The organism is Helicobacter typhlonius (assembly GCF_001460635.1).
GTDB lineage: Bacteria > Campylobacterota > Campylobacteria > Campylobacterales > Helicobacteraceae > Helicobacter_C > Helicobacter_C typhlonius.
This window is the reverse complement of the sequence record NZ_LN907858.1, coordinates 1096118-1111769: the sequence shown is the minus strand read 5'-3', so window position 1 is coordinate 1111769 and position 15652 is coordinate 1096118. Positions and strand designations below refer to the sequence as shown.

Genomic DNA, 15652 nt, shown 5'->3' with positions numbered 1-15652 from the left:
TATTTGGGTAGATAAATGATAAGAATGTGAATCTATTCTAAATAATTTCATTATAAATCTCAAAAATCCCAACCCTACAAACGAGCCATACTCTAGCCCACATACCCTGTATTACCCCTATTTCCCCCCGCAAAATAGGCAAAAACTTCACAAAATCTCCGCAAAATCTCCCTGCACTCCCTTAAAAACTATCCAAAAAACTAAAAATTTATTAAAATTTCTATGTTCTTACCGATATGTATCTCAACCTAAAGGCAAGGACGCCTAAGGAAATTACAAATAAAGGAGTTGCTATGGCTTTCCAAGTCAATACAAACATTAACGCGCTCAATGCGCACGCACAATCTACCTTTACTCAATACAATCTCAAAAATTCAATGGAGAAATTGAGTTCAGGTCTCCGCATTAACAAGGCTGCAGACGATGCTTCAGGTATGACTATCGCCGATAGTTTGCGCTCTCAAGCAAGTGCGCTAGGACAAGCGATTAGAAATACAAACGATGGTATGGGGATTATCCAAATTGCGGATAAAGCGATGGACGAGCAAATCAAAATCCTTGATACAATCAAAACTAAAGCGGTTCAAGCAGCTCAAGATGGACAAAGCACACAATCTCGTTCGATGATTCAAATGGACATCAAGCGACTTATTGAAGGTCTTGATAATATTGGTAATACAACTACATACAATGGTATGGCGTTGCTCTCTGGTGCATTCTCTAATAAAGAATTCCAAGTGGGTGCGTATTCTAACCAATCTATTAAGGCATCTATTGGTGCGACTACATCTGACAAAATTGGACAAACTCGTATTGAGACAGGTGCTTTAGTTACTGCTTCTGGTGAAGTAACTGTAACCTTTAAAAATGTTGATGGTGTAAATGATGTTACTTTGGAATCTGTGAAGATTTCGCATTCAGCAGGGACAGGACTTGGTGTTTTGACAGAAGTGATTAATAAAAACTCTGATAAAACAGGTATTCGCGCTCAAGCGAATGTTATTACAACTTCTGATACATCTATTGCAAGTGGAAGTATGGCGGGTATTATGCTTAATGGTGTCTCTATTGGGGATATTATTGGGATTCAAAAGAATGATAGCGATGGTCGTTTGGTGCAAGCTTTCAATGCAGCTACAATGCACACAGGTGTTGAAGCCTATACGGATAATCTTGGTCGTTTGAATCTAAGAAGTATGGATGGACGCGGTATTTCTTTGAAAATGAATGGTCCTGTCGGACAAGGACCTGTAGCGATTGAAAATGTAAATGGCGGACAAAATCTTACTGGTGATGGTTCTAGTAACTATGGACGCCTCTCATTAGTGCGAACTGACGCAAGAGATGTTATTGTAAGTGGTGTGAATATTAGCTCAACAGGATATAATGATGAAACTAAAGTAGCTCAAACTACGGTAAACCTAAGAAACATAACAGGTGTGTTTAATACCGATGTGAAATCTGCTGCTGGTGCGAACTATAATGCAGTAATCGCAAGTGGTGGAGCTGACCTTGGTGCTGGTGTAACAACCCTACGCGGTGCAATGGTAACAATGGATATTGCTGAATCTGCTCAAAAAATGCTTGATAAGATTAGGGCAGACCTTGGTTCTGTTCAAGGACAAATGGTGAGCACAGTCAATAACATCACTATTACTCAAGTGAATGTTAAGGCAGCTGAATCTGGTATCCGCGAAGTGGATTTTGCCGCTGAAAGCTCTGAATTTAGTAAGCTCAATATCTTGGCTCAATCTGGTAGTTACGCGCTTTCTCAAGCAAATGCTATCCAACAAAACATCTTAAGATTACTTAACTAAGGTTAGGCTTTCTTTTAGGCTCGGTGCTTTCTCTTGAGCTCGGGCTTAGGGCTTTAAATCTTTTAAATAGCGCGATTAGGCTTCTAGCCTAGCGCGACACTTGGCTTTGGCTTTTTAGTTCAAGGCTTGGTTTAACTCACCTCTTGGGAGCTTAGTTTTCCTTAGCTCTCTTTTTTTGGGGTGTGGTTAGGTTCTTTGTTTAGCTAGGTCATCTCAGGGACGAGGCATCTAGCGAATGCAGCAAGGAGTCGTGCTAACGTGCGTGTGAAGCTGCATTTTTTGACATTAAACGAGGTTTGCCATTCTTATAGCTCCTCCGCTCCTTCTCCTCCCTTATCTTGTGAGGGAGGCTGTTTCATCTATGTTAAAATTTCCTTAATAAAAATCTTTTGTAAAAATCAGCATAGAATCCAAATAAAGATAATTTATCTGTAATCAATGTATATCCTAGCATAATCTGCACTCTATCCCCACCTTTCTTTATTTATCTTTTTTAAAAGAGGGAAATAGAAGTAAATTTATAAAAAACAAAATATCTAAAATCTACAATTTTTTATTAACAAAATACGCTTATAATACAACCTTTACTTTTCAACGCGGAGTATAGCGCAGCCTGATTAGCGCGCACCCTTGGGGTGGGTGAGGTCGTGGGTTTGAATCCCGCTACTCCGACCATTGTATCTATTCTAAGACTTACAAAATCTTTTATTCTTTTTATATCATATGTAGCATTGTAGCTTGTAGTATTTTGAAAATGTGTAAATAGATGAGTTTATAAAGGAATGTGTTTTGCTTCCTTGCTTTAGAATCTAAAGCAAGGAAGCGATATGGGTCAAGTAAGTGCAGGTAGGAATGATGAAGCAATGTATAAGGGATTAGAATCCTTTGGTGCGCGACTAATGCTTGGTGTGTTGCTTAGCATAATATGCGCTCTATCTCTCTATGGGCAAAAAATCTCGCAAGTGGCACAAATTGTGGGGATTAGAGAAAATAGCTTAGTGGGCTATGGCTTAGTCATAGGTTTAAATGGAAGTGGTGATAAAAGTGGCTCAAAATTCACTATGCAAAGCGTAGCAAATATGCTAGAGAGTGTAAATGTCAAACTCTCCGCAAATGATATAAAATCAAAAAATGTCGCTGCGGTTATGGTAACTGCGAGCTTACCGCCTTTTGCAAGACAGGGCGATAAGCTTGATATTCTCGTCTCTTCTATTGGCGATGCGAAGTCTATCAGCGGTGGAACGCTCGTAATGACGCCTCTTACAGGGGTTGATGGTAATATTTATGCGTTAGCACAGGGCAATATCCTTATGGGCGAGAGCGGGAGCGCACTCTCTGGCACAATCATTGGCGGGGCGAGTGTGGAACGCGAAGTGGGCTACAATCTCTATAATCAGCAAAATGCGACTTTGAGCTTGAAAAAAACAGATTTACAAAATGCGATTAAGATTCAGCAAACGCTTAATGAGGTGTTTGGCGATGCGGTTGCGGTAGCGGTAGATGCGCGGACACTTAAGCTCAATAAGCCGGAAAATTTGAGTATGGTTGAATTTTTAGCATTAGTTGAGGAAGTCGAGGTAGATTACTCACATAAAGAACGTATAGTGATTGATGAAAAGTCTGGCACGATTGTAGCGGGTGTGGGCATCACAATCGACCCGGTGATTATCACGCACGGCGATATTACGATAAAAATCTCTAATGAAATGCCCGATGACCCCGAGGCAGTGAAGCTTGAGGACGGCACAATAATGAGCAAGGCACAAGGCACGATTAGTAGCACAGATGGCGCAAAACCCACGGTTTCAAGCGTAGTCAAGGCATTGCAGAGAATGGGTGCAACCCCGCGCAATGTGATTTCAATCCTCGAGAGTATGCGCAAATCGGGCGCATTGAGAGCGGAAATAGAAGTAATGTAAAAAAAAGGAGTGCAAATGCGAGGGCTTAAAAAAATTACAGAATCTATCAAAGATGTAAAATTTGCAGTAGGCTTAATGCTTGATTCTATAATTATGCTAAAGATTCATAATCTTTATAGATTCTAAGGAGCGCAAAATGATGAATAGTATTAATAATGCAGCGGCAATCTCTGCGTATCAAAGGGCGCAAGATTCACAACTTTCACGCGTAGATGAGACAAAGGACGACAAGGCACTAAGGGAGCAAACCGACCAATTTGAATCTATCTTGCTTAAATTTATGCTTGAGAGCGCAATTAAAAATGACGATACACTTTATCCAAAACAGCCCGGGAGCGATATTTACCACTCTATGTATATTGATAACCTAAGCCAAGAGCTAAGCGGTAGTTTTGGGTATAGTGAGCTTTTGTTTAATTATCTAAAGGAGCAACAAAGCGCAGGTAGGGTGCATTTGGCACATAGAGGGACAAATAATCCTTATGGAAAATAATGTCATCAACCCAAGTCTTTTAGAGCATTTAAATAGTAGCGATAAAAGTGTTTTGCTCGAAACTCTCGCTACATTGATTCAAAGTACTTATGGCACAGAGCAGGAATTTAAAAAACTCCAAAGTGATTTTAATAGCCTAAAAGCCTTGTATGAATGGGTGCTTGAGCTTATACCACAAGCAATTTGTGTAATGGAAACCAATGGAAATGTGTTTTATCGTAATGCAGAGGCGAGTAAAATCGCAGATATGTTTGAGAATGTGGCACATTTGGGCGAGGGCGAAAGTGAAGTAGCGTATAAGGAGCAGTTTTATCTCCTGCAAATTAGCGTGAAAAATGACAAAAAAGTGATGAGTGCGACAAATATTACAAACCAAAAGCGACAAGAAAGACTTGCGTCTATGGGACAAATCTCCGCGCATTTGGCACACGAGATTCGAAACCCCATAGGCTCGATTTCACTCCTTACTTCTACGCTTTTGAAACGCGCTGGAGTGCAGGTAAAACCGCTCGTGCTAGAGATAAAAAAGGCAATTTGGCGTGTGGAAAGGCTGATTAACACGACTTTGCTTTGGACAAAAGGTGTGAATGCAAATCGCACATTGCGTGATTTAGGTGAGTTTAAAAACGAGCTAATGCAGAGTGTGGGGCATTATACCTACTCTAAACCCATTGATTTTAACTTTAATCTTGAATCTAATGCACAAATTTTCGCTGATTTTGATTTGCTTAGTATCGTGCTGCAAAATTTCTTGTCAAATGCCATTGACGCGATTGAGGAGGGCGAGTGCAGTAATGGCGTGGTGAATGTGAGCTTTAGCGAGGACGAGGCATTTTGGTGCTTTATCTTTAGCGATAATGGCGCGAGTATCGCCGATAAGAATTTGCTTTTTGAGCCATTTAAGACGACAAAGCTAAAGGGTAATGGCTTGGGCTTGGCATTGTGTCAGCAAATCGTCAATGCGCACAATGGTAGTATTTCGCTCAATGAAAACACAGATGATAAAATCTTTTATATAAAAATTGCTAAAAGCTAAGAATCTTGCTGTTATAATGCGCGTTTAATTTGGCTTAAGGAAAGTAGAATGCGTATTACAAAAATTACAGCGACAAAGGGCTTTGAGCGCGAGTTTAGCGGGATTGCCACCGATAAATCTATTTCGCATCGTAGCGTGATTTTTGCGCTTTTGGCAAGTGCCTCTTGTAGAGTGGAAAATTACCTTATGGGTGAGGATACTCTGCATACCCTGCATATTGCGCGTGAATTGGGGCTTGGCGTGGAGCAAAAAGAAAATGTTTTAATCCTCACGCCACCAAAGCAGATAAAAGAGCCTCACAAGGTGCTTGATTGTGGGAATGCGGGGACGGGAATGCGCCTTTTTTCAGGATTTTTGAGTGGGGTTAAGGGGCATTTTGTCCTAAGTGGCGATGAATACTTGAATGAACGCCCGATGAAACGCATTATTGAGCCATTAAATAGTATAGGAGCGCATATTATAGGGAGAGAGAACAATGCCTATGCGCCTTTAAGCATTACAGGCGGGGAGATAAAGAGCTTTAATTACACAAGCAAGATTGCCTCCGCACAAGTCAAAAGTGCAATGATATTAGCAGGGCTTCAGGCAGAGGGAACTTCGAGATTCTATGAGCCATTTTTAAGTCGCAATCATACAGAAAATATACTTCAGGGTATGGGCGTGGAAATGAGCACAAAAGAGCAAGAAAATGGTGCGTATGAATTGGAATTTAAGGGGCAGGGGCGTAAAAAATTAGAATCCTTTGATTTGTGTGTGCCCGCAGACCCTTCGAGCGCATTTTATTTTGCGGTGGCAGCGTGTGTGCTACAATCAAAGGTTAAGCTTAAAAATGTGCTTTTAAATAAAACACGCATACAAGCTTTTAAGATTTTAGAAGCTATGGGTGCGGAGGTAAAATACGAGCTTCACCACTCACTTTATGAGGAAGTGGGGGATATTGAGGTGTGTGGCAAGAGCCTTCGGGCTATCAATGTGGAGAGCGAGATAGCGTGGCTTATAGATGAGATTCCAGCCCTTAGTATTGCATTTGCAGTGGCGAGTGGCACTTCAAGGGTGGCTAATGCGAAAGAGTTGCGCGTAAAAGAAAGTGATAGAATCCACGCTACAATTACGAATCTACGCGCTATGGGGATAAAATGCGAGGAATTTGAAGACGGATTTAGTGTGTGTGGTGGCGAACTTAAGAGGGCGCGGGTAGATTCTTTTGGCGATCATCGTATTGCGATGAGCTTTGCCATAGCAATGCTTGTGTGCGGAGGTGAGATAAGCGATAGCGCGTGTATTGATGTGTCTTTTCCACAATTTCTTGATTATCTTTCCTCAATTACACATATAGAAAATATCAATGAGTAAGGATTTATGATGCAAGTAAAACTCGCTCAAAAATATGGCTTTTGCTTTGGCGTGAAGAGGGCAATTCAAATCGCCGAGGATAATCGTAATGCTATTACCTTTGGTCCGCTTATACATAATGCAAAAGAAATTGATAGATTAAAAAGGGATTTTGGTGTAACTTTGGGAGAGAATCTAGAGGAAGTGCAAGAGTGTGATAATGTAATCGTGCGCACACATGGCATTACTAAGGGGGATTTAGAGATTTTAAAAGAACGCGGTAATAATGTGATTGACGCGACTTGCCCCTTTGTAACAAAGCCCCAAAAAATTGTAAAGAAGATGTCCCAAGAGGGTTATCAAATCATTGTTTTTGGCGATAGGAATCACCCAGAAGTCAAAGGTGTGGCGAGTTATGGCGAGAATGTGGAGATTGTGGCAAGTGTTGATGAAATAGCGCAGTGCAAATTACAGAAAAAAGTAGCCCTTGTATCGCAAACAACCAAGCAGATAAAGCAGTTTGGTGAGATAGCAGCCTTTATTATCTCTCAAACAAATGAAGCGCGTGTGTTTAATACGATTTGTAATGCGACTTTTGAGAATCAAAGTGCGGTGCTTGAACTCAGCAAAGAAGTAGATATAATGATAATAGTGGGTGGCAAAAACTCTTCAAACACAAAGCAGTTGCTTAAAATTGCTCAAAATTATTGCGAAAATAGCTATTTGGTAGAGGATAAAAACGAGCTGCAAGAGCAGTGGTTTAAAGGTAAAAAGCTATGCGGCATTACCGCAGGGGCTTCTACACCGGATTGGATCATTGAGGGCGTGAGGGAGAAAATTGAGCAGTTTTAGGTGATTTTTTGAGCGTGCGGATATTCTTAAGGTATAGCAAGGTTTTGCTTTGGTAGAATCTGCAAGATTTTAATTTCCATAGCAAAGGGTTTTGATGTTAGTGAATTTGGACAACGATAATTCTTTTATCGATGAAGAGGATTTTGCTACTTTATATGCAGCGAGTGAAAAAGGGGCAGATGAAGGTGCGATACAGACGGGCGAGATTGTAGAGATAAATGATGAATACGCAATGGTAGCAATCCCACACGCAAAACGCGAGGCAAGGCTTAGAATTTCTGAAATTACTAAAAATGGTGAGTTGTTGTTTAAAAAAGGCGATAGGATTGAAGTATTTGTATCTCAATCAAGGCAGGGACCGAGTGCTTCATATATAAAAGCGCAGAAAATGAAGAGGATTGTTGAGAAAATAGCGGAACTCGCAGATGGTTATCAAGATAAGATCATCGAAGCAAAGATAATTGGTAAAAATAAGGGTGGTTTTGTGATGGAGTATGATGGCATAGATGTATTTATGCCACGCAGAGACTCTGCAATTCGCGAGGACGATAAGGCAAAAGGCAAAACATACAAGGTAGCCATTATTAAGGTTGATAAGGAGAGTAATTCAATCATTGTATCGCGCAAAAGATTTTTTGAGCTTGATGATGAAAAGCGCAAGGAATTATGTGAGAAGATTCTAAAGAATGATGAGGTGCAAAAGGGTGTGATTACTAAAATTGCACCCTTTGGAATCTTTGTCGATGTAGGTGGCGTGGAGGGGCTAGTGCATTACACGGAGCTTAGCCATAAAGGACCAATCAATCCCTCAAAGAATTTCAAAGAAGGTGATGAAGTAATGGTGAGGGTGCTTGGCTTTGATGATAAAAAAAGACGATTTACACTCTCTATGAAAGCACTCAATGGCGACCCGTGGGTAGAAATAGAAAAAGAGCTTGAAGTGGGATATGCTATTAAAGTAAGTGTAAGTAATATAGAGCCTTACGGGGTATTTGTGGATTTGGGGAATGATATTGAGGGCTTTTTGCATATTTCTGAAATCTCGTGGGATAAAAATATCAAGCATCCTTCAAGTTACTTGAGCGTAGGGCAGGAAATTGATGTAGAGATTATAGAGATTAATACAGAGACGAGAAAGTTGCGCGTATCGCTTAAAAAACTCCTTGATAAACCTTTTATTGCTTTTAGCAAAGCACATCAAGTTGGCGATGTGCTTAAGGGCAAGGTAGCGACTTTAACAGACTTTGGTGCGTTTATCAAGATTGGCGCAGTAGATGGGCTGTTACACAATGAGGACGCGTATTGGGATAAGAATCTAAAGTGTAAAGATGGATTGCAAGTGGGTGATGAAATAGAGGTGAAAATCATTAAGATTGATAAGGAGAATGAGCGAATTTCGCTTTCTCGTAAAGTCTTTTTAGAATCTCCAGCAAAAATATTTGGTAAAACACATAAAGCCGATGATGTGGTAAAAGGTGTGGTGATAGACATAAAAGACTTTGGTATCTTTGTGAAAATTGATGAAATGGAAGCACTCATTCGCAATGAAGAGATTTATCCGCTTGAAAAAGAGGAGATTAAGCTAGGAGATGAAATATCTTGCGCAATAGCTCACATTGATGAGGAAAATAACAAAGTGAGAGCTTCTATCAAAAGGCTAGAAAGACAAAAAGAAAAAGAAGCATTAAAGACTTTTAATTCTGATGAGAAACTCTTGGCGATAAGCTGAAAAATCGCCTTTAGGAGAGTGTAGGGAGTGAAAAAGCTTGTATTCGTTGCGGTGCTTGTAGCTGTTATAGGTGCGGCTATTTATGGGGTTTTGTATCTTGATAAAATATCAGTAGCACCTGCTTTTGAAGCAAAGCCTATGGAGCTTCCTCAAGTGGGTGGCGAGATAGAACACAAAGAGGAGAATTGGCTAGGCTTTGTCCCAGATAATGACGAGTTGCCTTATGCCTACCCGGCGACAGAACTTAGTATTCGTTTTGATTTTCTCGCACCTGATGCCAAGCGCACGATACCTTCGGCTATTAGCATCGATGACCTTGATGAGTATAAGTTTGCTTGTGTGAAGCAGGTTTTAGCGCAAAATAATATAGAATCTGCCTATTACAAATCAGGCAATGTGCTTAAACTTATGGTGTTTGTAAGTGATGAAGCAATGTATGAGAAGCTCTTAGCAGATTTGAAATACTATCGTCTGCAATTTAGCGTGCAATAAACTGCAAAAAGGAGTGAATATGAAATATAAAGTCATCGTATGCGACCATATCCATCAAAGAGGGCTTGATTTACTTAGCACACAGAGTGATGTTGAGATGGAGAATCTTGCCTCTATACCAAAAGATGAACTACTTAGCAAAATTTCAAGTGCTGATGTGGTAATTACGCGTAGCTCGACTGATGTGGGTGAGAAATTTTTAGAATCTTCGGGGCAAATACGCGCGGTGGTGCGTGCAGGTGTGGGCGTAGATAATGTCGATATTGAGGGTTGTTCTCGCAAGGGTATTGTAGTAATGAATGTGCCTACTGCAAATACTATCGCCGCAGTGGAGCTCACAATGGCTCATCTTATCAACGCCGTGCGTAATTTTCCCGGTGCAAATACACAGCTTAAAAATGAGCGCAAATGGAAACGTGAAGATTGGTATGGGATTGAGCTTAAAGGCAAGAAACTAGGCATTATTGGTTTTGGCAATATTGGCTCACGCGTGGGACTGCGTGCGAAAGCCTTTGAAATGGAGGTTTTGGCTTATGACCCTTATATTTTGCCTTCAAAAGCCACCGATGTGGGTATTACCTACACAACAAACTTTGATGATATTCTCTCCTGCGATATTATTACGATTCATACACCAAAAAATGCGGAAACAAAAGATATGATAAAGGCGGCTCAAATCGCAAAAATGAAAGACGGCGTGATACTCATTAACTGCGCGCGGGGTGGTTTGTATAACGAAAAAGACCTTTATGATGCGCTAAAGAGTGGCAAGATTAAATGGGCTGGGCTTGATGTATTTGGTAAAGAACCAGCTATTGATAATCCTTTGCTTGATTTGCCAAATGTTTATGTAACGCCACATATTGGAGCAAATACATTAGAATCTCAAGAGCAGATTGCTATTCAAGCTGCGGAGGCAGCTATTGAGGCGGCACGAGGCTCAAGCTATCCAAATGCACTCAATCTCCCTATAAAAGAATCCGAACTCCCAAGTATGGTAAAACCTTATCTTGAGCTTATGCAAAAGCTAGGATTCTTAGCAGCACAGGCAAATAAGGGTGTGATCACTTCGATTCACATAGAAGCACAGGGTGAGATTAGCTCCTATGCGGATTCATTGCAGACTTTTGCGCTTGTTGGTGCGCTCAAGGCGAGTTTAGGCGACAAGATTAATTATGTCAATGCGCCTTTTATGGCAAAAGAGCGCGGTATTGATGTGAAAGTTCAAAAGAAGCAAGCAAGTGATACTTACAAAAATCACATTTCTATTAGCCTAAGCACACAAAATGAGAATCTTTCATTAAGTGGCACGGTGTTTGAAGATAAGCACTTGCGCTTGACTTCGATTAATAATTTTCAATTTGATATTGAGCCAAAGGGTAATATTATTTTCTTTAGAAATACCGATGTGCCCGGTGTGATTGGTTCCGTGGGAAGTATTTTAGGAGACAATCAAGTCAATATTACCGATTTCCACCTTGCTCGTCAAAATAAAGAGGCTATGGCAGTGATACTTGTAGATTCACAAGTTTCTAGCGAGGTGCTAAAGCAGCTTGAGCAAATCCCCGCAGCTATTAATGTCAAAATGCTTAATATTTAAATAGAATCTTAAGTAGAGTGAAAGCTCCGTGCTAGATTCTATGCCTTTTCAGACTTACATCATCTTTGAGAATTCTTCTAGTGCATTCGCCACACAGAGAATTCTAAGCTCCCCTCTATTTGCTGATTTTGATTTTAGCTTACAGCTTGTCCCCACACCAAAGGAATATAGCAATAACTGCACCTTGTCTATTTTGCTTGAGTGGGGCAGGGATTGTGAATCTTATCACAATGTAGATTCTAAAAATATGCAAAATGATAGCATTCAAAACGTCAAGATTCAAAATTGCGAAATTGATAAAAGCAACATTGCAGGGGATAATATCAAAAATAAAAATTTTCAAGGAGATTTTATAAAATCTATTAGCTCACTATTAGCACAAAAGCATATTAAGCACGATATAATACACCTTTAATTCACTTTAAGGATAGATATTGAAGGATTATAATCATATTCATATTAGCGGTGCGCGTGAGAATAATCTAAAAAACATCAATCTTAGTATTCCTAAAAATCAGCTCGTTGTTTTTACAGGTTTGTCGGGTTCGGGTAAATCCACTCTTGCCTTTGACACACTCTATGCAGAGGGGCAACGCCGATATATAGAATCTCTCTCAAGTTATGCTCGGCAGTTTTTAGATAAAGTCGGTAAGCCTGATGTGGATAAAATCGAGGGACTCACTCCCGCGATTGCTATTGACCAAAAGACAACAAGTAAGAATCCACGTTCAACGGTTGGCACGATTACAGAAATTTATGATTATTTGCGTCTGCTTTACGCGCGTGTGGGTATTCAGCATTGCCATATATGTGGCGAGAAAATTTCCCAAATGAGTGCGACAGATATTATCGAGCAGATTCTCAATCTCCCCGATGGCGCAAAGATGATATTCCTTGCGCCTATTGTCAAGGAAAAAAAGGGGAGTTTTAATGACAAAATAGAATCCTTGCGCCAAAAGGGCTATGTGCGAGCGATGATTGATGGCGTAATGGTGCGACTTGATGAAGAGATTGAACTTGCTAAAAATAAAAAGCATAGCATTAAAATTGTGATTGATAGGGTAGTGAATATAGCGGAAAACCACACGCGTATCGCGCAAGGAGTAGAAAAAGCACTTAAGGAATCTTATGGCGAAATTGAAGTAGAGATTATTCATAATGACGAAAAAAAGTTTTTGCATTATTCCGAACATTTCGCGTGTTTTAAGTGTAAGGTGAGTTTTGAGGAGCTAGAGCCGCTTGGATTCTCATTTAACTCACCAAAGGGTGCGTGTGAGGATTGTTTGGGGCTTGGGGCGAAGTATGCCATTGATTTGAAAAAAATCCTTGATAAATCCCAACCGCTAAATAAGGGCGGTATCAAAATTATCTTTGGATTCAATCGCAATTATTACGCGGAGCTTTTTTATGCGTTTTGTCGTAGCGCAAAGATTGACCCAAATCTTAGCTTTGAGGAGTTAAGTAAATCACAGCAGAGCAGTCTGCTCTATGGTAATGAGCAAGAAGTAGAGATTCAATGGAGGTCAAGTAAGCTAAAACGTCCTTGGAAAGGTATTTTGCAAATTGCTTATGATATGCTAAAAGATGATAAGGATTTGGGGGATTATACGACTGAAAAGGTATGTCCTACTTGTAATGGACACCGCTTGAAGCTAGAATCTTTAAGTGTTAAGGTTGCTGGGCTTGGCATAGGGGAAGTTATTGATATGCCCATACAGCAGGTTTATGAATTTTTTAATGATACGAGTGCGTTTTCCTATTTTAACGAGCAAAATCGCTTTATTGCCGAGCCAATTTTGAAAGAAATCCGCGAGAGATTATTTTTTCTCTATGATGTGGGGCTTGGCTATCTCACTTTGGGGCGCGATGCGAGGAGCATTAGCGGGGGAGAATCTCAACGCATACGCATTGCTAGTCAAATTGGTAGTGGGCTTACAGGGGTAATGTATGTGCTTGATGAGCCAAGCATAGGGCTTCACGAGCGTGATACTTTGCGCCTCATTAAGACATTGCGTAGTTTGCAGGAAAAGGGTAATAGCGTGATTATTGTTGAGCACGATAAGGAGACGATTCTAAACGCGGATTATATCGTGGATATTGGACCAGAGGCGGGATTGCGCGGCGGGGAAGTCGTGTTTAGCGGAAATATAGCGGAGCTTTTGGATACAAACACATTCACTGCGGAGTATGTGAAAGGTACGAAAATTATTTTCTATCCGCATAAGCGCAAAATATCGCAGTGGCTTAAAATTTCTAATGTAAATATTCATAATATTACTCATCTTAGTGTGTCTATCCCGCTTTCTCAATTTGTATGTGTAACGGGCGTGAGTGGTAGCGGTAAAAGCTCACTTATTTTGCAGACTTTGCTACCCGTAGCCCAAGAGCTTCTTAATAATGCACGAAAGGTGCAAAAATGCGATGGCGTGGAGATTGCAGGGCTAGAGCATTTGGATAAGGTAATTTATTTAGACCAAAGTCCTATCGGGCGCACTCCTCGTAGTAATCCCGCGACTTATACGGGAGTTATGGACGATATACGCACACTTTTTGCAGATTCTAAAGAATCTAAGGTGCGAGGCTATAGCGTGGGACGCTTTAGCTTTAATGTCAAGGGCGGACGATGTGAAAAATGTCAAGGCGAGGGAGAGATAAAGATTGAAATGCACTTTTTGCCCGACATAATGGTGAAATGCGATGCGTGTAAGGGCGCGAAATATAATCCCCAAACGCTTGAAATTACCTACAAGGGTAAGAATATAGCTGATGTGCTGGGTATGAGCGTGGATTATGCATTGGAGTTTTTTGCAAAAGTGCCAAAAATCGCTCAAAAACTGCGAACACTCCAAGATGTAGGGTTAGGCTATATCAATTTAGGGCAAAATGCCCTCACACTTAGCGGGGGCGAAGCACAGAGGATTAAGCTCGCTAAGGAATTAAGTCGCAAGGATACAGGTAAGACACTCTATGTGCTTGATGAGCCTACCACTGGGCTACATTTTGCTGATGTGGATAGACTGATAAAAGTGCTTCATCATTTGGTGGATTTAGGCAATTCTGTGATTGTTATTGAACATAATTTGGATATGATTAAGAATGCTGATTATATTATCGATATGGGACCCGAGGGTGGGGCTGGTGGCGGAAAAGTTGTTGATTGTGGCTCGGTGGCGCATATAAGTAGTAATTACACTAAGAGCGGAAGTTATACGGGCAAATATCTTGCAAAAGATTTAGAACGTGATGAAATGCTTAAAAACAAGCAAGATTTAGCCAAAAATCCTGCGCGAAATCATAAGACAAGGGAGAAAAAATGAAATATGATGTGCTATTTGGTGGCGTGAGTTTTGAACACGAGATTAGCATTGTGAGTGCGATTGCCATAAAAAAGATTCTAGGTGAGAAAATAGAATCCTTTATTTTTCTTGATAGTGAGCATAGATTCTATCTTATTCCTGCAGATTCTATGAAGTCAAAATTTTTTAGCTCTGGCGCGTATAAGAAATGTATAGAATTATTCGTAGGGCAGGGAGGATTCTATAAAAAGAGCTTTTTTGGATTAAATGCTATCACGCCTCATATTGTGCTCAATCTTATTCACGGCGCAGATGGTGAGGACGGAAGCATAAGCGCATTGCTTGATTTTTATAAAATTGCATTTATCGGTCCTCGCACAGAATCTAGCGTGATGAGTTTCAATAAGGCTCTCACAAAGCTTTTTGCGCGTGAAAGGGGTGTAAAGGTTTTAGAATACGCACTCTTAACGCGTGAAGATTCTAAAAATGTGGAGGATAAATTAAGCAATCTTAAGTATCCATTGATTCTAAAACCCGCACGACTTGGTAGCTCTATTGGCGTGAGTGTGGTAAATGAACCAAAGGAAATAGAATATGCTATGGATTTGGCTTTTGAATATGATGATATGATTTTGGCAGAGCATTTCACAAGTGGCATTAAAGAATATAATCTCGCAGGGTGCAAGGTGAAAAGTGGTGCAGGGAGCGAGTTTGCATACTCTATCATCGAGGAGCCAAGCAAAAAAGAATTGCTTGATTTTGAGCATAAATATTTGGATTTCTCGCGCACATCGCAGGTGCTAAAGGCAGATATTAGCCCAGAGCTTGAAGCTAAGATAAAAGAGAGTTTTACTGCATTGTATGAAAATGCTTTTGAGGGGGCATTAATACGATGTGATTTTTTTGTGATTGATAATGAGGTGTATTTGAATGAAATTAACCCCATTCCTGGTTCTATGGCGAATTATTTGTTTGAGGATTTTGTCTCTATGGTAGATAGTCTAGCATATAGTTTGCCAAAAAAGCATAATATCAATGTGAGTTATAAATACATTGAGCAGATTCATCACGCAAAAGGAAAATAAG

11 protein-coding genes, 1 tRNA gene and 1 pseudogene are annotated in these 15652 nt (G+C 40.3%); all 13 read left to right on the top strand.

Annotation, left to right across the window (positions count from 1 at the left end; genetic code table 11):
• The first annotated feature begins 293 nt into the window (after positions 1–293).
• The 13 genes and pseudogenes from BN2458_RS05490 (at position 294) to BN2458_RS05430 (ending at position 15651) form a co-directional block, all read left to right on the top strand.
• Positions 294–1817: a flagellin A gene (locus tag BN2458_RS05490; protein WP_034342269.1), complete on the top strand. Its 1524-nt coding sequence runs from the start codon at positions 294–296 to the stop codon at positions 1815–1817.
• 597 nt (positions 1818–2414) lie between these two features.
• A tRNA-Pro gene (locus tag BN2458_RS05485) sits at positions 2415–2492 on the top strand.
• A 224-nt stretch (positions 2493–2716) separates the two neighbouring features.
• The gene (locus BN2458_RS05480; protein ID WP_173644097.1) at positions 2717–3736 is read left to right on the top strand and encodes a flagellar basal body P-ring protein FlgI; all 1020 of its coding nucleotides are present in this window, start codon (positions 2717–2719) and stop codon (positions 3734–3736) included.
• Between the two features lie 136 nt (positions 3737–3872).
• Positions 3873–4229, top strand: coding sequence for a rod-binding protein (locus tag BN2458_RS05475; RefSeq protein ID WP_034326028.1), 357 nt, complete (start codon positions 3873–3875; stop codon positions 4227–4229).
• Positions 4219–5265 (top strand): sensor histidine kinase, encoded by a 1047-nt coding sequence (locus BN2458_RS05470; RefSeq protein WP_034342267.1) that lies wholly within the window; start codon positions 4219–4221, stop codon positions 5263–5265. Before BN2458_RS05475 ends, BN2458_RS05470 begins: the two co-directional genes overlap by 11 nt.
• A gap of 48 nt (positions 5266–5313) precedes the next feature.
• Positions 5314–6618: a 3-phosphoshikimate 1-carboxyvinyltransferase gene (gene aroA / locus BN2458_RS05465; RefSeq protein ID WP_034342264.1), complete on the top strand. Its 1305-nt coding sequence runs from the start codon at positions 5314–5316 to the stop codon at positions 6616–6618.
• 9 nt (positions 6619–6627) lie between these two features.
• On the top strand, positions 6628–7449 hold the full coding sequence (locus BN2458_RS05460; protein ID WP_034327692.1) for a 4-hydroxy-3-methylbut-2-enyl diphosphate reductase: 822 nt from the start codon (positions 6628–6630) through the stop codon (positions 7447–7449).
• Positions 7450–7543: 94 nt separating this feature from the next.
• Positions 7544–9192, top strand: a pseudogene (locus BN2458_RS05455) (30S ribosomal protein S1).
• A 13-nt stretch (positions 9193–9205) separates the two neighbouring features.
• Complete coding sequence (locus tag BN2458_RS05450) at positions 9206–9670, top strand: hypothetical protein (RefSeq protein ID WP_034327698.1); 465 nt, start codon at positions 9206–9208, stop codon at positions 9668–9670.
• Positions 9671–9689: 19 nt separating this feature from the next.
• Positions 9690–11270 carry a phosphoglycerate dehydrogenase gene (serA, locus tag BN2458_RS05445; RefSeq protein ID WP_034342259.1) on the top strand — a complete coding sequence of 527 codons (1581 nt, stop codon included), beginning with the start codon at positions 9690–9692 and terminating at the stop codon, positions 11268–11270.
• A gap of 28 nt (positions 11271–11298) precedes the next feature.
• The gene (locus tag BN2458_RS05440; RefSeq protein ID WP_034342257.1) at positions 11299–11685 is read left to right on the top strand and encodes a putative Se/S carrier-like protein; all 387 of its coding nucleotides are present in this window, start codon (positions 11299–11301) and stop codon (positions 11683–11685) included.
• 19 nt (positions 11686–11704) lie between these two features.
• A complete protein-coding gene (uvrA, locus tag BN2458_RS05435; RefSeq protein ID WP_058122061.1) occupies positions 11705–14587 on the top strand; it encodes an excinuclease ABC subunit UvrA in 2883 nt (960 codons plus the stop codon).
• A complete protein-coding gene (locus BN2458_RS05430) occupies positions 14584–15651 on the top strand; it encodes a D-alanine--D-alanine ligase (RefSeq protein WP_034327705.1) in 1068 nt (355 codons plus the stop codon). Before uvrA ends, BN2458_RS05430 begins: the two co-directional genes overlap by 4 nt.
• Position 15652 lies beyond the last annotated feature (1 nt).

Bases quoted from the DNA above. Each gene is read 5' to 3' on its own strand.
- BN2458_RS05490 (WP_034342269.1), top strand. From the start codon at position 294: ATGGCTTTCCAAGTCAATACAAACATTAACGCGCTCAATGCGCACGCA.
- BN2458_RS05480 (WP_173644097.1), top strand. From the start codon at position 2,717: ATGCTTGGTGTGTTGCTTAGCATAATATGCGCTCTATCTCTCTATGGG.
- BN2458_RS05475 (WP_034326028.1), top strand. From the start codon at position 3,873: ATGATGAATAGTATTAATAATGCAGCGGCAATCTCTGCGTATCAAAGG.
- BN2458_RS05470 (WP_034342267.1), top strand. From the start codon at position 4,219: ATGGAAAATAATGTCATCAACCCAAGTCTTTTAGAGCATTTAAATAGT.
- aroA (WP_034342264.1), top strand. From the start codon at position 5,314: ATGCGTATTACAAAAATTACAGCGACAAAGGGCTTTGAGCGCGAGTTT.
- BN2458_RS05460 (WP_034327692.1), top strand. From the start codon at position 6,628: ATGCAAGTAAAACTCGCTCAAAAATATGGCTTTTGCTTTGGCGTGAAG.
- serA (WP_034342259.1), top strand. From the start codon at position 9,690: ATGAAATATAAAGTCATCGTATGCGACCATATCCATCAAAGAGGGCTT.
- BN2458_RS05430 (WP_034327705.1), top strand. From the start codon at position 14,584: ATGAAATATGATGTGCTATTTGGTGGCGTGAGTTTTGAACACGAGATT.